Genomic DNA, 17,555 nt, shown 5'->3' with positions numbered 1-17,555 from the left:
TTTTAATCTGAGTTCATTGTGGTTTATCGGGATTTAATTCTCAAAAAGCGAGACTGAAACATATCACTGCCATTGCGGGGTTTAGCCAGCGAGATTGGGAATGGAATCTGGTTCACAGAATGGAACAAAACTGATATTGGTGATTTTTGTGAAATATAAAACCAAAATTTGATCTACTATCATTTTTTTATTTTGGCTAATCAGGTGTTTTCAGGATTACGTGAAAAATCGCACCATTTCTCGCCGACCGATTGTGATGTTTCACTATCATTTTGCCGCTTTGCCAGCGTATCACGCTGTTCAAGAGCGCCTTGACCAGCGGATCACACCGGCCATCACCCTGGGCAACTTCCCTGAAAAAGCAGGCGGCCATCGGGCCGCCTGCTTGTCTGGTGTGATGACATCGCTATCCGCCTAGTGGGCCAGAATGCTACCCCAGGCGAGATCCGGATCCCCCATCACGATAAAGTCCGGGTTCTCCAGCGACTCGGTTTCGTTGTAGCTGAGTGGCTGCAACGCCAGGCTGAGGATACGGCCACCGGCCGCCTCGACGATGCACTGGGCGGCGGCGGTGTCCCACTCGCCGGTGGGGCCGAGTCGCACGTAGCAATCGGCCGCTCCTTCCGCCACCAGACAGGATTTGAGGGAGCTGGAACCAAGCGGGATCAGCTCGTAGTTGATGGCCGGATTGAGGCGGCGGGTGAGGTTCTCCAGCTTCTGGCGGCGGCTGATGGCGACCACCAGCGAGTCGGGCTGGTCATGCTCGTGATGCATAGCGCTGATGGGCAGTACCTCGCCATTCACCTCCTTGAAGGCGCCGTAGCCGCGCACCGCCCAGTAGAGCACGTTGGACTCGGGAGCATAGATGACCCCGAGCACCGGCACATTGTCCCGCACCAGGGCGATCAGGGTGGCAAAGTCGCCGCTGCCCGCGATAAATTCGCCGGTACCGTCGAGGGGATCCACCAGCCAGTACTGCCGCCAGTTGGATCGCTGGCTGAAGGGGATGTCGGCCGCCTCTTCGGTCAGCACGGGAACGTGGGGAGTGAGCGCCGAGAGCGCCTGTTTGAGGTAGGCATCGGCAGCAAGATCGGCACTGGTGACCGGGGTCGCATCCTCCTTCAGCTGACGCTCGAACTGACCGCCATGATAGATGTCGTGAAGGATCCTTCCGGCTTCGCGGGCAATCTCCTTGACCCCCGGCACCCAGGCCAACAACTCCTGCATCTCGTTATCCTCTGTCTGTTAACTGCCCGTCTGCGGGCTACTCTGCCTGCTCCGCCAGCCACTTTTGGGCCAAGAGCAGGGCACTGATGCTGCGCGACTCGGTGAAGTCGGGTCGCGCCAGCAATTCGTCGATCCGGTTCAGCGGCCAGGGGATCACTTCCAGCGGTTCGGGCTCGTCGCCGATCCGCTGCTCGGGGAAGAGATCCCGCGCCAGCAAAATGTCCATCCGGCTGGAGAAGTAACCGGGCGCCAGCGACACCTGCTTGAGCAGGGTCAGGCTGTTGGCGCCAAAGCCCGCCTCCTCCATCAGCTCCCGGTTGCCCGCTTCGAAGGCATCTTCGCCCGGGTCGATCAGCCCCTTGGGGAAGCCCAGCTCGTAGGAGTGGGTGCCTGCGGCATATTCGCGCACCAGCAGCAGGGTGTGGGCATCGAACAGCGGCACCACCATGACGGCGCCACGATTACCGCCGCGCATCCGCTCGTAGACCCGCTCTTCGCCGTTGGAGAATTTGAGGTGTAGCGATTCCACCTTGAACAGTCGGCTCTCGGCCACGATATCGGCCTTGAGGATCTCCGGCTTGCACTTGGGGTGATCCAGTTGGTCGGCTGAGATGTGCTCGGGTTTGCTCTTGTGGGGGGCGCTCATCGGACGCTGGCTGCTCGTTAAAAAATAGTGCTTCAAGAGTAAACGACTCTCACACCGAACACCACGGGCCAGGGATGGCAAAGGGGGAGGAAAAATCCGTTATACTGCCGCCCCGTTTTCCGAGATCCGCGATCAAGAGGCCCGATGCCACACTCCCGCTCCACCACCTTGCCCTGGCACCAGATAGATACCGTCTTGCTCGATATGGATGGCACCCTGATCGATCTGCATTTTGACAACCACCTCTGGCAACAGCTGGTGCCGGAGCGTTACGCCGAGCGGCGCAGTCTGCCGCTGGATGAGGCAAAGGCGCAGATCGAGGTGCACTATCAGGCGGTCAACGGCACCCTCAACTGGTACTGCGTGGATTACTGGAGCGAGGCCCTGGGGCTCGACATTCGCGCCCTCAAGCAGGAGCTGTTGGCGAAGATCCAGTGGCGACCCCACGCCATCCCCTTTCTGGTCGCGCTACGCGCAGCGGGCAAGCAGCTGGTGCTTTTCACCAATGCCCACCCCGCCAGCCTGTCGGTGAAGGATGCGCAGTTGGGACTAAGCGAGCATCTGGATTTGATGGTGAGTACCCACGAGCTGGGCTGGTCGAAGGAGAGTCAGCACTGCTGGCAGGCGCTGGCCGAGCGGCTGGCGTTCGATCCGGCCCGCACCCTGTTTGTGGATGACAGCGAGCGGATCCTGCAGGCTGCCGCCGACTATGGCATCGGCTACCAGCTGGCGATCCAGAATCCGGACAGCTGCAAGCCGGAGCAGAGCATCACCGCTTTTCCGGCGATCCGCGACTATGCCGAGTTGCTGCCGCTGGCAATCTGAGTCTGCTGAAACGAGAGAGGGCTGCATCGTGCAGCCCTCTCAGTATCTGAAACCTGGCGGTGAAAAAATCACAGCTCCCGAAACGGGCGCCGTTTCTCCTCTTCGATGACGATCGCCTCCAGATTGGCGATCCGCTCCTGCAATTCTCTGATGATCATATCCTGTTTGCCGAGGCGGTCGGTGATGCGGGCATCCCCCATCTGATAGCGGGCCCGCTTGCCGAGATATCCGAACAATACGCTGATAAATACGATCAGGACTATGCCTGTCCACATGGTCATGTCACGACTCCTTGTCGTCTATAAACGGCGAAAACGCTGATGGATCCGTTCTGTTTTCTCATAGCCGCCAATTGGCCGCAATGGGGCCCGTTTCGCCTTTGTGATGCAGTTGGCTATTGCTGCCAGAGCGGGCGGTCAAGCCACAATTTTGTTACTCGGGTGGCTATTGTTGCCAGAGGGGGCGGCCAAGCCAGAGGGCCCACAGGGTGAGGTGCAGCAGCACGATAAACCAGAAGACCAGCCGGTAGCTGCGCTTCTGGGTCTTGTGACGCAGCCACTGGCGGGCAACCAGCGCCCCCGGCCAACCACCGCACAGCTCCAGCAGATGCAGACGGGATTCGGGAATGCGCCACTCACCGCGCACCGCCTGCCGCTTGTCCCAGGCGTAGGCGGCTACCGTGAGCAGGCTCATGGAGAGCAACACGGCCAGCGGCCACCACTGCTGTTCGCCGAGGCCGAGCCAGAGGGCGGCGCCCAGTGGCAGCAGCGCCAGCGCCATCATTGGGCCAGCTCCCAGCAGCGCTCCTCATCCTGCTTGAGGGTGCGGATCACCCTGGCCGGATTGCCCACCGCCACCGAGTCGGCCGGGATGTCGCGGGTCACCACTGCACCCGCGCCAATGATGGATCGCGGCCCTATGGTGACGCCGGGGCAGATGATGGCGCCGCCGCCAATCCAGCAGTCGTCACCGATCCGCACCGGCTTGTTGTAGGCGGTCCAGTTGCGGCGTTCCAGATAGTTCATGGTGTGGGTGGCGGTGTAGATCTGCACGTTGGGGGCCAGCAGCACATGGCTGCCGATGTGCACTTCACCCACGTCGAGAATGGTGACGTTGAAGTTGAAGAAGGTCTTCTCGCCGATATGAATGTTGCGGCCAAACTCGCAGGTAAACGGCGTGCTGATCCAGCAGGAGTCGGGGCAGTGGCCAAAGAGCTCGCGGCAGATCTGCTGGCGCAGAGGGCCATCGCCCGCCGATGAACTATTGAGCCGGGCCAGCAGCGCCTGACCGCGGATCCGGTCGTTGGCTATCTCCTCGCTCTGGCTGTCCAGTGCCCCGCCAGCCAGTACCTTGTCCCAGTCGCTCGCCATTGCTACCTCCCCATGCTGCAAGAACAGGCAGTATACGTGACTGTCAGGGGCGCCGTCAGTCTGTCACTTGTTGCAGGTGATCCCGGTCAACCTGCGGGCCAGACGAGGGGCAGGATCAGCAGGGCCGAGACGAAGTAGGGCAGCAGCACCCGCAGCCCCAGACTGCGACCGCCGATGCCAAGGGCCAGCAACCCCTTCACCAGCGAGTTGACCAGCCCGGCGAGCAGGATGCCGCGGGCGGCCACCTCCAGCGCCAGCTCCTTGTGGGAGAGCTGGGAGAGCGACAAGGTGATGGCATCCACGTCGGTGATCCCCGACACCAGCGCCAGCAGGTAGACCCCGGAGTTGCCCACCTTGTCTTGCAGCAGGGTGGCCATAAAGCCGATCAGCGCCAGCAGCAGGCCGAACTTGATAGCGGTGGCCAGATCGAGCGGGTTGCTGGTTTCCGGCTGCACCGGGCCGTCTGTCAGCTCCTCGCGCTGGCGCCAGAACCAGAAGGCAAAGCCGTACACTGTGGTCGCCAGCAACACGAGCGGGGCGGCGAGGCGCATCGCCAGTTCGCTGTGAATCAGCAGTACCAGTACCAGCAGCCGCAGCCACATGGTGGCCCCCGCCAGCAGGATACCGGTGGCCAGCAGCCGCTCCAGCCCCCCCTGCTCCTTGTTGAGACGGGCGAACTGCAGGGTAAGGGCGGTGGAGGAGGCCAATCCCGCCAGTATGCTGGTGAGCACCAGCCCGGCGCGGGTGCCGAGCAGACGAACCGCGAAGTGGCCACAAAACGAGATGCCGGCGATCACCACCACCATCAGCCAGATCTTGAAGGGGTTGAAGGCATCGAGGGGGCCCATCTCCTCGTTGGGCAGTACCGGCAGCAGTACCAGCGAGATGAGCAAAAAGCGCAGGGTGGCGTGGAATTCGGTTTCGCTGAGAAACAGCATCCCCTGCTGGATCTTGCCCTTGAGCCCCATCAGCAGGGCCGCCAGCACGGCGCAGGCCACCGCCTCGCTCGGGCTCAGCAGCACCGACATCAGCCCCAGCAGATAGGTGAGCAGCATGGCTACCGAGCTGGTGAGACCGAACTCTCCCTGCCAGCGCTGGGCCAGCCAGACCGAGAGGCCGCAGCCGATCACCACCGCCAGCAAGCCGAGCAGCGGCAGCCAGGGGCCCAGGGTCGGCAGCAGCAAACCGCAGACCCCGCCGAGCAGGCCGATGAGGCCGTAGGTACGCATCCCGGCGATGCGCTGGTTATCCCCCAGCTGGCGCACCTGCCAGCCGCGCTCCAGTCCGATGATGAGGCCGATGGCCAATGAGACCAGGGCACCGTTGACGGGTTCTGCATTGATCCACATAACGACTTCCTTTTCGTCATCTGCCTGCCTTGTTCCCATGATGGCACAGCGCTTGAGGTCACAGAGGGGCATGGCTCACAGAGTCTGCGTCTGGCTCCTTGTGGCGTGTGGCCGCTTGATATGAGCAAAAGAGATAAGCAAATAGTTATTTCTTTCTTCTCGGTATAACAACTCCACGGCATGCTGCTCTCAACCCAACGATATGGAGTATCACCATGAAACTGCGAATGACCGCTCTCTCCCTCTTCTCCGTGCTGGCCTTTGGCCAGGCCTACGCCGCAGAAGTGCACCTGCTCAACGTCTCCTACGATCCGACCCGCGAGCTGTTTCAGGAGTACAACTCCGCCTTTGCCAAGGAGTGGAAGGCCAAAACCGGTGACGATGTAGTTGTGAGCCAGTCCCACGGTGGCTCCGGCAAGCAGGCTCGCGCCGTTGTGGACGGGCTGGAAGCTGACGTGGTCTCGCTGGCACTTGCCTACGACGTCAACGCCGTTGCCAAGCAAGGTCTTATCGCAGCGGATTGGCAGAACCGTCTGGCCAATAATGCAGCGCCCTACACTTCCACCATCGTCTTCCTGGTACGCAAGGGTAATCCCAAGCAGATCAAGGATTGGGGCGACCTGGTGCGCAAGGATGTGGCCATCGTGACCCCCAATCCCAAGACCTCCGGCGGTGCCCGCTGGAACTATCTGGCCGCCTGGGGTTATGCCCTGAAGAAGAGTGGCAATGAAGAGGGGGCCAAACAGTTTGTCGGCGATCTCTACAAGAACGTGAAGGTGCTGGACTCCGGCGCCCGCGGTGCCACCACCAGCTTTATCGAGCGTGGTCTTGGCGATGTGCTGCTGGCATGGGAGAACGAAGCCCTGCTGGTACTTGGTCAGCCCGGTGCCAGCGACAAGTTCGAGCTGGTGGTGCCATCGGTCTCCATACTGGCTGAGCCGCCGGTCGCGGTGGTGGACAAGGTCGCCAAGAAGCACGGCACCGAAACGGTGGCCAAGGCCTACCTCGACTACCTCTACTCCGACGAGGGGCAGCACATAGTCGCCAAGTATCACTACCGCCCCAGCAATCCGGCGATCCTGAAAGAGACCGCAGATCAGTTCCCCAAGCTGGCACTCTTTACGGTCAAGGATATCGAGGGGAACTGGGATAAAGCCCAGAAGAAGCACTTCGCACAGGGCGGTCTGTTTGACCAGATCTACCAACCCGGTGGCTGAGGCAGGTAACTCCGTTTAACCCCTTTGAACTGGCCCCTGTGCCAGCCGATAGGAGCACCAAGATGAACAAGATCCTCCTGGTTCCCGGTCTGCACAACAGTGGGCCGGATCACTGGCAGAGCCGCTGGCACGATCATTTTCCCCAATGGCAGCGGATGACCGGGCTGCCGTGGGACAAGCCGGACCTCAGGGTCTGGAGTGCCAAGCTGGCGAGCAAGTTGAAACGTCGCCGCAGCCGGGTCCATCTGGTGGCCCACTCTTTCGGCGCCCTGACCGCCATCGCGGCGGCCCGCTTGCAGCCGGAGAAGGTGGCCTCGATCTTTCTGGTGGCGCCCGCCGATCCCACCCGTTTTGGCATTGCGGATGAGGCCTTGGCCGGGCCGCTGCAGGTGTCGGCCCAGCTGGTGGCCAGCCGCAATGATCCCTGGATGAGCTTTGAACGGGCCGAATACTGGAGCCGCCAGTGGCAGGTACCGCTGTTCGATGCCGGTGAGGCGGGCCATATCAATGCCCAGTCCGGTCATGGGGATTGGCATCAAGGGCTGCATTTGCTGGGGGCTCTCTATCGCCGTGGTGAGCTGGTGGTGGCACCGGTCAAGATCGCATCGCCCCGGCCGGTCGTATTGGGCTTTCGCTAGGTATCTGTGAAGTGGTTGGAGGGTTGGCGAGCGCGCTGTTCGCTGGCTACTCCATGCCCCCGTTCTTTGAATGCTCCGCTCCGTATTGCTCCATTTCTTAGGTCTTTTATTTATATAAAAGACCTTTTTTTATTTGGAGTGCGCCAAGAGCCTTGTGACTCTGCGGTTAGACAAAAAAGTGATTAGCAAAGTCGCAATTGATGTTTGTTGCCGATGAGGGGAGTGCGCAGAATCACCATATCGAAAATTCTTCATAACAGATGGATGTGTTATGCGATTTGGTTCTTATTCTGTCCTGCCCGGTTTTGGCCCCACCTTGGGGTTCAGCCTGCTCTATCTGGGCCTGCTGGTGCTGTTGCCGCTCTCGGCCCTGGTGCTGTTTGCGATCAACAACCTGACCGCCGCCGAGTTCTGGCTGGTGATCGGTTCACCCCGGGTGCTCGCCTCCTTTCGCCTGAGCTTCGGTGCGGCCTTTGTCGCGGCGCTGCTCAACAGCCTGTTTGGCCTGATCCTGGCCTGGATCCTGGTGCGTTACACCTTCCCCGGTCGTCGTCTGGTGGATGCGCTGATCGACCTGCCGTTTGCCATGCCGACCGCCGTGTCCGGCATCGCCCTGTGCGCCATCTTCGCTCCCAACGGCTGGATCGGCCAGTTGCTGGCGCCGCTCGGCATCCAGCTCGCCTACAACCCTATCGGGGTGGTCATCGCACTCACCTTTATCGGATTGCCGTTTGTGGTGCGTACCCTGCAGCCGGTGCTGCGGGAGGCTGAAACCGAGCAAGAGGAGGCCGCCGCCAGCCTCGGCGCTGATCGCTGGCAGACCTTTATCCGGGTGCTCTGGCCGACCCTGATCCCGGCCCTGCTCACCGGCTTTGCGCTGGCGTTTGCCCGCGGGGTGGGGGAGTACGGCTCCGTCATCTTTATCGCCGGCAACCTGCCTATGGTCTCGGAAATCGCGCCGCTGATGATCATGAGCCACCTGGAGGAGTATGACTACGCCGGTGCCTCTGCCATTGCCGTGGTGATGCTGCTGATTTCGTTCATTTTGTTACTGCTAATCAACAAGTTGCAGGCCTGGAGCTGGTCTCGCATCGGAGGGAGCCGGATATGAGTTCATCTGCTATCGCCATTGAGGCGGCCTCTGTGGAGGTGACCCCCGCTCGCAAGGCGCCGGTCGTGATCCGTGAACCCCAGTGGGTCAAGTGGCTGCTCATCACCGTTGGTTTGGGCTGGTTTGCCGCCCTGTTGCTGCTGCCGTTGGCTACCGTCTTTATTCAGGCGCTGACGCCGGGGCTCGCCTTCTTCTGGCACGCCATCAGCGAGCCGGATGCCCTGAGCGCCCTCGGTCTGACCGCACTGGTGACGCTCTGCGCCGTTCCCCTCAATCTGCTGTTCGGGATCGCGGCGGCCTGGGCCATCGCCCGTTTCCGCTTCCCCGGTCGGCAGCTGCTCATCACCATCATCGATCTGCCCTTCTCGGTGTCGCCGGTGATCGCCGGTCTGATGCTGGTGTTGATGTTCGGCAGCCGCGGCTGGTTCGGTGACTGGCTGAGCGAACATGACATCAAGATCATCTTCGCCACTCCGGGGATCATCCTGGCCACCACCTTTATTACCGTGCCCTTCGTGGTGCGCGAGCTGCTGCCCCAGATGGAGGCGCGCGGCCCGGAAGAGGAGGAGGCGGCCATCATGCTGGGGGCGAGCGGCCTGCAGATGTTCTGGCGCGTCACCCTGCCCGGCATTCGCTGGAGCCTGATGTACGGCCTGCTGCTCTGTACCGCCCGCGCGGTCGGGGAGTTTGGCGCGGTGTCGGTGGTTTCCGGTCATATTCGCGGCCAGACCAATACCCTGCCGCTGCATATCGAGATCCTCTACAACGAGTACCAGACCGGCGCCGCATTTGCAGTGGCAAGCCTCTTGGCTCTGTTCGGGATCTTCACCCTGCTGGGGGAAACCCTGTTGGCCCGGCTGCGTGCCCAGCCCACCAAATCTCACTGATCACCGTTTTAAAGAGGCAGCCATGAGCATTCAGGTTCAACAACTCAACAAGCATTTCAATCAATACGCGGCGCTGGCAGACATCAACCTCGACTTTCACGACGGTGAGCTGGTGGCTCTGCTCGGCCCCTCCGGTTGCGGCAAGACCACCCTGCTGCGGATTATCGCCGGGCTGGAGCAGGCCGACAGTGGCCACGTCATCATCCGCGGTGAGGACGCCTCGGATCTCCATGTGCGTGAGCGCAACGTCGGCTTCGTGTTCCAGCACTACGCCCTGTTTCGCCACATGACGGTGTTCGAAAACGTAGCGTTTGGCCTTAGGGTCAAACCGCGCAGCGAGCGCCCGGCCGAGGCGGCCATTCGCGCCCGGGTCAAGGAGCTGCTGGATCTGGTGCAACTCAGCCACGTGGCCGAGCGCTATCCGACCCAGCTCTCCGGTGGTCAGCGTCAGCGGGTTGCGTTGGCCCGCGCGCTGGCGGTGCAGCCCAAGGTGTTGCTCTTGGACGAGCCCTTCGGCGCCCTCGATGCGCAGGTGCGCAAGGAGCTGCGCCGCTGGCTGCGCGAGCTGCACGACGAGCTGCACGTCACCAGCCTGTTCGTCACCCACGATCAGGAGGAGGCGCTGGAGGTAGCAGATCGGGTGGTGCTGATGAACGCCGGACGGGTCGAGCAGATTGGCACCCCGGCCGAGGTCTATGACCAGCCCGCCAGCTCCTTCGTCCACAGCTTCCTTGGCAGCGTGAACCAGTTCCGCGGTCGGGTGGCGGAGCAGGGATTCGGTGTCGGCGAGCAGCTGCTCGGCGGGCCGTCGGCTTCTCATCTGGCCCACGGCAGTGCCGCCATCGCCTATGTTCGTCCCCATGAACTGGAGATACTGCCAGCCGATGCGCCGGGCGGGATCCGTGCCACCATCACCCGTCTATTGCCCATGGGGCCACGCATTCGGGTGGAGCTGCGTGGCGATGGCGAAACCAAAGGGGCCCACTATGAGGCGGAGCTGAGCAAGGAGGCGGCCAAGCAGTTTGCCCCGGGACAGGGGGTGCGGCTGGTGGCCAGACAGGCGCAGTTCTATCCCGATTACCAGATTTGATGTTGTGTTGCGGGTGGCATGGCTGCCCGGGTTCAGGCGCTTTGCCGGGGCATGATCCGGCCAAATAACAAAAATGAGGGGGTGACCAGATTGTGTCGCCCACTCTTCGCAGGAGGCGACAAGGTGAATTTTCAGCAGTTACGAATTATCCGGGAGGCAGCGCGGCGGGATTACAACCTGACCGAGGTGGCCAACGCCCTTTTTACCTCGCAATCCGGGGTGAGTCGCCATATCCGCGAGCTGGAAGAGGAGCTCGGTATCGAGCTCTTTATCCGCTACGGCAAGCGGCTGCTCGGTATGACCGAGCCTGGCAAGGAGCTGCTGGTGATTGCCGAGCGAATCCTTAATGACGCCAACAACATCCGCAAACTGGCCAGCACCTTCGCCAACCGCGACTCGGGCCGCTTGCTGGTGGCGACCACCCATACCCAGGCGCGCTATGCCCTGCCGCGGGTGGTGAAGGCGTTTCGCGAGCAGTTTCCGCTGGTACAGCTGGAGCTGCGTCAGGGCAGCCCGGAGGAGATTGTGCGGCTGGTGCAGACCGGCGAGGTGGATATCGGCATCAGCAGCGAGCAGCTCGACAAGAGCGAAGGGGTGGTGGCATTCCCCTACTACCGCTGGCACCACAATATCGTAGTGCCCGAGCAACATCCGCTTACTGGCGAGCGGGAGCTGACGCTGGCGGCGCTGGCCAACTGGCCCATCGTCACCTATCAAGCCGGGTTGACCGGGCGGGTGCGGGTGGATGAAGCCTTTGCTGCGGCTGGCATTGAACCGCAGATCCTGCTGACGGCGCAGGACTCCGATGTCATCAAGACCTATGTCGAGCTGGAGATGGGGGTCGGCATACTGGCCGATATGGCGTTCGACACCCAGCGGGATCAGGGGCTGGTACAGCTTGATGGCAGCCGTCTGTTTGCCCCCCATACCGCCTGGATTGGCCTCAAGCAGGGGCAGTTCCAGCACAACTTTGCCTGGCAGTTTATCCAGCTCTGCAACCCTGAGCTGGCGCTGGCGGATATTCAGGCCCGCGCCATGGGCAGCGAACCCGCCCTCGACTTCCAGATTTGAATAGGAAGAGATGACAAAAGGGGAGCCAATGGCTCCCCTTCTGCTATCCGGTGGCGAGTTACTTCACTTCATCCCACGCCATCTGCCAGTGGGAGCCGATGCCCGGCTCGTACTGGGTGGCTGTGGTGGTCCACTGCTGGCAGTAGCCGCTGTAGGGGAAGGGCTTGCACTGATAGACCTTGCCATTTTTCGGCTGCTGCACCTTGGTGCCGGCGGCATAGGATTTGAGCGAGTTCGGGAAGACGAAGTCGTATTCGCCGCTGCTCTGCTCCTTGAACATCAGATCCATGGTCTGCTGAATGGTCTCGCCGCCCGCTTTCGGGGTGGCCTTGATCACCAGCTGGTGGTGACCTGCCTTGAGCCCTTCCAGCGCCATGGTAAAGGTGTGGCTGCTGTCCTTGATGTCGGCACTGCTTTCACCCTTGGCGACGCCGCCGTGGTCATAGAGGGTGTTGGTGACGGCCAGATCGCCCTGTGCGGTGACGGTGAAATCGAGGGTGGCCTTGCCGTTGTCCAGCACATAGTCGCTGGCCAGACCGCTGACGCTGATGCTGTCCACCACTGGCGGTTGCAGCTGTTGCAGATCAATCTCGACTCGATCCAGTTTGCTGTCTCGATGCAGATAGACGGGGTTCATACCGTAGACCGGATTGAACTGGCCATCGGCTCCTTGCTGACCGGCGCGGATCAGGCTCTGCTCGGCGTTGATCTTGCTGGCGAGGGCATGAGCCCAGCTGTTCTTCTGGCCCTGCTCGGCGGTGGTGATGGTCAGCACGGTCTGCAGATCGGGGCGCTCGCCGTTGGCATCGAATACCCGGGTCATCGCCTTGTCACCCACCGCAAGGTCGATGGAGGGGTAGATGGTGCCTGCCTGGCTCCACTCCAGCGGCGGCTGGCTACCATCTTTGAACTTGGCATCGATGATGTTGTAGAAGCTGTTGCTGGTGTCGCCCACTTCCCACACGCCGAGGATCACCTGATAACCGGTGCGATCCGGCAGGACACAGTTGTGGGTCACCTGCTTGGGCGGCTGCACCATGTTGCCGTCGATGACGCAGAAGGGGGTCAGGTCGAACGAGGCGCGGGTGAGCGGCTGGTTGGGGTTCCAGTCCTGCTTGGTGAGGTAGTAGCGCCAGTTGCGGGTGACGTGGTTGGCAGTGAAGGTCCAGCTGATGGCGAAGGGGCCGGGCTGTACTTCACGCTTGGTCCAGCGGTCGCTGGTCTGGATGTTCAGCTCGCTCCAGCGCGGGCTGCCCGCCGAGGCGATTTGGCCATCCTGTGGGCCGCTCTGCGGGAAGCCTGATGGGCCCTCCACGCTCTGGGGTTCCCACTGCACGCCGCCACACTGGCTGTTGCCACCGGTTTTGCACAGGTAGTTGCGACTCTCTGGCTGGTTGATGTAGCCATGAGCCAGGGCGCTGCCGCTGGCTAGCAGAGCCAGCACCGCTGCGATGTGATTGAGTTGGATTTTTGCTGCCATACATTCCTCTGTTCGATAGATGTGGGCAGTCAGTTGGCCGGGGAGTTCCCCGATGCACACTTGCGTGTGGCAACCCCGCTATCCTGGACAAAACGTCTGTAGACCGGAGGCTTTGCGTCCCGACCTTTCGGTCAGTTTGCCAAATGACTAGATGGTTAGTGATGGGCCAAATGTTCGGCCATCACCATTGTGCACCGCATTGATTAATTATTTGAAGTTAAATGTTTAAATGCACCGTTCAACGGCACATGGATCATTCTAACTGACTGTTTTTAAATTGTTCTCTTATCTGTGAATGGCGTCGAATGCCGTTGAATATGCCGATAAGGTGCATGCTGATTGCGTGTTGTCGGCGTAAAAAAACCTGCCAGCTTGGCTGGCAGGTCGGGTGACAAGGCGACACGGGTTGACGCCATCAATGACGGGCGCGCTGTTCTCCGGAGGGGGGAGATACGGGAGCCATCATTGGCGCAGTGGAGGACTCCTTGCCCAGTTTGAACACCGCAAGCCGCTCATCCAGGCTGCGGGAGAGACCGGCCAGCAGCTCGCTCTCCTGCGCCAGTTGCGAGGCGGACTGGGACATCTCCAGCGCCGAGTCGTTGATGCCGCTGACGTTGCGGTTCATATCCTCGGCCACCATGCTCTGCTGCTCGGCGGCGGTCGCGATCTGGGTCGCCATGTCGCTTACATGCTGGATGTGGTTGACGATCAGGGTGAGATCCTGCCCCGCCTGCTGGGACTGGTTGACGCTGCTCTCTGCCAGTTTGCGGCTGGTATCCATGGCGTTGGCGGCGGTGACGGCCCGTTGCTGCAGCTGGGCAATGGTGCTCTGGATCTCTTCGGTGGATTGGCGAGTGCGGCTGGCCAGCTGGCGCACCTCGTCGGCCACCACGGCAAAGCCGCGGCCCTGCTCGCCGGCGCGGGCTGCCTCGATGGCGGCGTTGAGGGCCAGCAGGTTGGTCTGCTCCGAAATGGCGCTGATGACAGCGGTCACTTCGCTGATCTGCATCACCCCCTCCTTGAGCTGGTTGACCTGCTGGGTGGCCTGCTCCACCTCGGTGGCCAGCGCCTTGATGCCGTGCACGCTGGCGTGAACGTCGCGGTTGCCGAGCCCGGCTTCTCCGGTCGCTTCCTGGGTATCCCGCGCGGTATTTTCGGCGTGTCCGGCCACATCGGAGATGGTGGCGCTCATCTCGTTCATGGCGGTAGCGAGCTGGGCCAGCTGATCCCGCTGGCTGGTCACCGCCTGATTGGTCTGCTCGGCAGAGGCGGCGATGCGCAGGGCGGCATCCGCCACGTTGCGAGCCCCCTGACTGGCTTCCAGCAGGGCGTGACGGATGGCATCGAGACTCTGGTTGGTACAGTGGGCGACCACTCCCAGCTCATCCTTGCCCTGTACCGGGATGCTCACCACCAGATCCCCCTTGGCGACCCGTTGCATGGCGTGGTTGATCTGGCTGAGAGGGGAGACGATAGAGTACGTAATGCGCCAGCCCAGCAGCCCCATCAGCAGGATCACGATGGCGGTGGCGGTACCCATCTTCATGTACTGGGCCCAGATGGTCTGCTGAATATCTTGCAGCAGCATGCCGGAACCGAGGATCCAGCCCCAGGGCTGATAGCCGGATACCATGGAGAGCTTGTCGGCGGTTTCACCCGACGGGCCGACCCACACATATTGCAGAGTGCCCTGTTTGCCCCCTTTGGCGATATCCACCATCTGATACCAGAACTGCCCGGCGGTGGCGGCGCCCCCTTCACCCATCTTCTGGCCGACCAGTTCGGGGCGGATGGGGTGAACCACCATGGTGCGGTTCTCGTCGATGACGAATAAATAGTTGTTGCCATCAAAGCGGGTGTTGGTCAGCAGCTTGCGTGCCTCCTGCTGAGCCTGCTCTGCTGGCAGGGTGCTGGCCAGAAACTGGATCTGGCTCATGGCCTGCTCCAGAATCGCATTGAGCCGCGCCTCTCGCTCGCTCATCAGATTGCGCTGGAGCGCGTTGGCCGAGATAAGCAGCAGCGAGACAAAACCGACAAACGCCAGTGCGAGCAGCAAGATCAATTTGCGGCTCACGGTGATATCACCGAGCTTGAACATGACTAAACCCTCATTTCCCTGTTGATTTTATGTGGCTCTGTACCGCGGCAGCCAGTTTGTAAAAGTTAACAACTCATTTACTTTCAGTCTCTTGCCGAGCTTTCTCAAATGAGCGTTTTAACATCAGTATAGTCAGCAGACAGCAACCCCCACTTTTTGCTAGCGTGTTGATGCGCATCCCTGCGCAATTTTTGCCAAAGAGTGTGAATGGTTTGGCATTTCTTCAAAAAAGGAGTGGGCCCCGCTGCGGGTGACCCCATAACAAGAGGGAATTTATGAGTTCCATTGCCAGGAATTACTTCAACCAGCTCAACGCCGACTACCTGCAGGTACACAGGCGCAAGGAGGATCTCTTCTGGTCCACCTATATGGGCACCAGCGATGATCAGGCCGGTTTCACCACGGCCGAGCAGGCCTACAAGGCCTTTTGTGCCAATCCGGCCCGTCTGCCCGAATTACGGGAGATGCTGGTGCAGGCCGACGAGGATGACCTCAAGCGCGGTCTGCAAGGCTGGATCGCCTTCTTCGAGTGCAATGTGATTGAAGATCCCGCCGCTGCCGCCCTGATGGATGAGCTGGTAGCCGCCGAGGCGGAGCTGTTCGCCCGCCGCAAGGGGCTGAAACTGACCCTGCTGGATGAGCAGGGCCAGCAGGTCGCAGGCAGCCTGCCCGCCGCCAGCACCTCCCTTGCCGCCAGCCCGAGCGAGGCGGTGCGCCAGAGCGCGCTCGCCATGTTCCACACCCTGGAGCAGTGGGTGGTCGGCAACGGTTTTCTCGAGGTGGTGGCGATCCGCAACCGCTTTGCCCGCGCCATGGGCTATCGCGACTACTTCGACTACAAGGTGCGCAAGAACGAGCAGATGAGCCCGGAGCAGCTGTTCGCCATCCTCGACGACTTTATTGCCCGCACCGACGCCCGCTTGCACCAGAGTCTGGCGGAGCTGAAAGCGGCCAAGGGGGAAGCAGCCCTGCTGCCTCACAACCTGCGTTACAGCGTGAGCGGTGACGTGACCCGTCAGCTCGATCCTTACGTGCCCTTCTCGCGGGCGCTGCGAGATTGGGTCGAGAGCTTCCGCCGGCTCGGCATCCAGTATCGCGGGGCGACCCTGACCCTGGATTTGCTGACACGGGAGGGGAAGTATGAGAACGGCTTCTGCCACGGCCCGGTTCCGAGCTTCTTCCAGCAAGGGGATTGGGTGCCTGCGGTGGTTAATTTCACCAGCCTGGCCGATCCGGCGCAGGTGGGCAGCGGCTGGAGTGGCCTCAACACCCTGTTCCACGAGGGGGGGCACGCCGCGCATTTTGCCAATGTCACCGGCAACGCCCCCTGCTTCTCCCAGGAGTTCCCGCCAACTTCCATGGCTTATGCCGAGACCCAGTCGATGTTCTGCGACAGCCTGCTGGACGATGCCGACTGGCTCAAACGTTACGCTAGAAATGCGGCAGGAGAGGCTGTTCCCGACGCCCTCATCAAGGAGATGATTGAAGCGCGTCAGCCGTTTCGCGCTTTTAACGAGCGCCAGATCGCGTTGGTGGCCTACTTCGAGCGGGATCTCTACGCCATGGGTGAGGCCGAGCGCACCCCCGAGGCTGTGTTGGCGCTGGCCCGCCAGTGGGAGCGTAAGATTGTCGGGGTCGAGAGCCCGCGCCCGTTGCTGGCCATTCCGCACCTCCTTAATCAGGAGTCGGCCTGCGCCTATCACGGCTACCTGCTGGCGCTGATGGCGGTGGAGCAGACCCGCGCCTACTTCCTCAAGCGCGATGGCTACCTCACCGACAACCCGCGTATCGGGCCGGATCTGGCCGCCCACTACTGGGGGCCGGGCAACGGCATGAGTCACGATGAGACCCTGCGCAGCCTGACCGGCGAGGGATTCAGCGCGGTGCCGCTGGCCGAGGCATGCAACCTGAGCGCCGCCGAAGCGTGGCAACAGGCGCAGGCCTGTATGGGCGCCGCCCAGCAGCGCCCCGCGGCGGGTGAGGGAAGCCCGCTCGATGCTCATATCCGGGTGGTACATGGCGCCGAGCTTATCGCCGACAACAGCGAGTCGGAAACCCGCATGCTGGCCGACTTCGAGGCGTGGATCGTTGATCATTACCGACGAGCGTCAGCCGCGTAAACCACAGTGCTCCCGGTGAGCATGCCGGGAGCACGGCGCCTTATGGCTATCCCTTGTTACAGCTGTAGTGGGGGATACCTCACTAGGGATGGGTACGACACCAGGTGTCGCTTTGGCAATAGTGTCCGCGATTTTCCCATCAAATATGTATTCATATGAAGATGAGCGTGAACAGTGAGCGGCAAGGTAATAGATTCGGTGATTCACGCTGTTATGTCTGTTTTGTTAATAGTGTTTTTTGCACTCACCTTTGTGCATAAAGATTGATCTATTCATCTTTTTGAGAACCATTCCAATCTTGCTGGATTGACTAAATTGTCCACAGCTGCAAAATCGCCCACCTTGCCACTCCCGATGTGAATCGGGTTCGGAAAGCCTCAGATCTCCGCCCGGAGATGGCTGGGCCGCACATAGGAAAGGTGTGGC

General features: G+C 61.2%; 17 protein-coding genes and 1 riboswitch. Of the genes, 9 read left to right on the top strand and 8 right to left on the bottom strand.

Features of this window, described 5'->3' with window-relative positions:
* The first annotated feature begins 220 nt into the window (after window positions 1-220).
* Window positions 221-418, top strand: a complete 198-nt coding sequence (locus AB5Z02_RS17355) for a hypothetical protein (RefSeq protein WP_231720285.1) — start codon at window positions 221-223, stop codon at window positions 416-418.
* Here AB5Z02_RS17355 and cysQ read toward each other — a convergent pair.
* Complete coding sequence (cysQ, locus tag AB5Z02_RS17350; protein WP_042053272.1) at window positions 415-1,227, bottom strand: 3'(2'),5'-bisphosphate nucleotidase CysQ; 813 nt, start codon at window positions 1,225-1,227, stop codon at window positions 415-417. The genes AB5Z02_RS17355 and cysQ overlap by 4 nt on opposite strands.
* 37 nt (window positions 1,228-1,264) lie before the next feature.
* Window positions 1,265-1,873 carry an ADP compounds hydrolase NudE gene (gene nudE / locus AB5Z02_RS17345; protein ID WP_368216545.1) on the bottom strand — a complete coding sequence of 203 codons (609 nt, stop codon included), beginning with the start codon at window positions 1,871-1,873 and terminating at the stop codon, window positions 1,265-1,267.
* Between the two features lie 144 nt (window positions 1,874-2,017).
* On the opposite strand from nudE, the gene yrfG reads away from it, so the two are divergent.
* Complete coding sequence (gene yrfG, locus AB5Z02_RS17340; RefSeq protein ID WP_368216544.1) at window positions 2,018-2,698, top strand: GMP/IMP nucleotidase; 681 nt, start codon at window positions 2,018-2,020, stop codon at window positions 2,696-2,698.
* Window positions 2,699-2,766: 68 nt separating this feature from the next.
* Here the strand turns inward: yrfG and AB5Z02_RS17335 are convergent, their stop codons facing one another.
* From AB5Z02_RS17335 to AB5Z02_RS17320, 4 genes are all read right to left on the bottom strand, one after another.
* Window positions 2,767-2,979 (bottom strand): hypothetical protein, encoded by a 213-nt coding sequence (locus tag AB5Z02_RS17335; RefSeq protein ID WP_005340264.1) that lies wholly within the window; start codon window positions 2,977-2,979, stop codon window positions 2,767-2,769.
* A 163-nt stretch (window positions 2,980-3,142) separates the two neighbouring features.
* On the bottom strand, window positions 3,143-3,481 hold the full coding sequence (locus AB5Z02_RS17330; protein ID WP_159157701.1) for a DUF1294 domain-containing protein: 339 nt from the start codon (window positions 3,479-3,481) through the stop codon (window positions 3,143-3,145).
* Window positions 3,478-4,068, bottom strand: coding sequence for a sugar O-acetyltransferase (locus AB5Z02_RS17325; RefSeq protein WP_259584887.1), 591 nt, complete (start codon window positions 4,066-4,068; stop codon window positions 3,478-3,480). The genes AB5Z02_RS17330 and AB5Z02_RS17325 overlap by 4 nt, the downstream gene beginning before the upstream one ends.
* Window positions 4,069-4,154: 86 nt before the next feature.
* A complete protein-coding gene (locus AB5Z02_RS17320; RefSeq protein ID WP_075115967.1) occupies window positions 4,155-5,417 on the bottom strand; it encodes a DUF4010 domain-containing protein in 1,263 nt (420 codons plus the stop codon).
* Between the two features lie 215 nt (window positions 5,418-5,632).
* Here AB5Z02_RS17320 and AB5Z02_RS17315 point away from each other — a divergent pair, with 215 nt between their 5' ends.
* The 6 genes from AB5Z02_RS17315 (at window position 5,633) to cbl (ending at window position 11,431) form a co-directional block, all read left to right on the top strand.
* Window positions 5,633-6,634, top strand: coding sequence for a sulfate ABC transporter substrate-binding protein (locus AB5Z02_RS17315; protein WP_042030331.1), 1,002 nt, complete (start codon window positions 5,633-5,635; stop codon window positions 6,632-6,634).
* Between the two features lie 62 nt (window positions 6,635-6,696).
* The gene (locus tag AB5Z02_RS17310; protein WP_368216543.1) at window positions 6,697-7,272 is read left to right on the top strand and encodes an RBBP9/YdeN family alpha/beta hydrolase; all 576 of its coding nucleotides are present in this window, start codon (window positions 6,697-6,699) and stop codon (window positions 7,270-7,272) included.
* A gap of 271 nt (window positions 7,273-7,543) precedes the next feature.
* A complete protein-coding gene (gene cysT, locus AB5Z02_RS17305; protein WP_368216542.1) occupies window positions 7,544-8,383 on the top strand; it encodes a sulfate ABC transporter permease subunit CysT in 840 nt (279 codons plus the stop codon).
* Window positions 8,380-9,270 (top strand): sulfate ABC transporter permease subunit CysW, encoded by an 891-nt coding sequence (gene cysW, locus AB5Z02_RS17300; RefSeq protein ID WP_184236104.1) that lies wholly within the window; start codon window positions 8,380-8,382, stop codon window positions 9,268-9,270. Before cysT ends, cysW begins: the two co-directional genes overlap by 4 nt.
* A 22-nt stretch (window positions 9,271-9,292) precedes the next feature.
* Window positions 9,293-10,360 carry a sulfate/molybdate ABC transporter ATP-binding protein gene (locus AB5Z02_RS17295; protein ID WP_184236101.1) on the top strand — a complete coding sequence of 356 codons (1,068 nt, stop codon included), beginning with the start codon at window positions 9,293-9,295 and terminating at the stop codon, window positions 10,358-10,360.
* A 123-nt stretch (window positions 10,361-10,483) separates the two neighbouring features.
* The gene (gene cbl / locus AB5Z02_RS17290) at window positions 10,484-11,431 is read left to right on the top strand and encodes an HTH-type transcriptional regulator Cbl (RefSeq protein ID WP_368216541.1); all 948 of its coding nucleotides are present in this window, start codon (window positions 10,484-10,486) and stop codon (window positions 11,429-11,431) included.
* Between the two features lie 58 nt (window positions 11,432-11,489).
* Here the strand turns inward: cbl and gbpA are convergent, their stop codons facing one another.
* Window positions 11,490-12,911 (bottom strand): N-acetylglucosamine-binding protein GbpA, encoded by a 1,422-nt coding sequence (gbpA, locus tag AB5Z02_RS17285; protein WP_368216540.1) that lies wholly within the window; start codon window positions 12,909-12,911, stop codon window positions 11,490-11,492.
* Window positions 12,912-12,976: 65 nt separating this feature from the next.
* Window positions 12,977-13,062, bottom strand: a riboswitch (cyclic di-GMP riboswitch).
* 264 nt (window positions 13,063-13,326) lie between these two features.
* Window positions 13,327-15,009: a methyl-accepting chemotaxis protein gene (locus tag AB5Z02_RS17280; protein ID WP_368216539.1), complete on the bottom strand. Its 1,683-nt coding sequence runs from the start codon at window positions 15,007-15,009 to the stop codon at window positions 13,327-13,329.
* Between the two features lie 275 nt (window positions 15,010-15,284).
* Between AB5Z02_RS17280 and AB5Z02_RS17275 the strand changes: the two genes are divergently transcribed.
* Window positions 15,285-17,129 carry a M3 family metallopeptidase gene (locus tag AB5Z02_RS17275; RefSeq protein WP_368216538.1) on the top strand — a complete coding sequence of 615 codons (1,845 nt, stop codon included), beginning with the start codon at window positions 15,285-15,287 and terminating at the stop codon, window positions 17,127-17,129.
* Window positions 17,130-17,555 lie beyond the last annotated feature (426 nt).

Source organism: Aeromonas sp. R2-3 (assembly GCF_040908375.1).
GTDB lineage: Bacteria > Pseudomonadota > Gammaproteobacteria > Enterobacterales > Aeromonadaceae > Aeromonas > Aeromonas veronii.
This window is presented reverse-complemented; position numbering and strand designations above follow the sequence as displayed.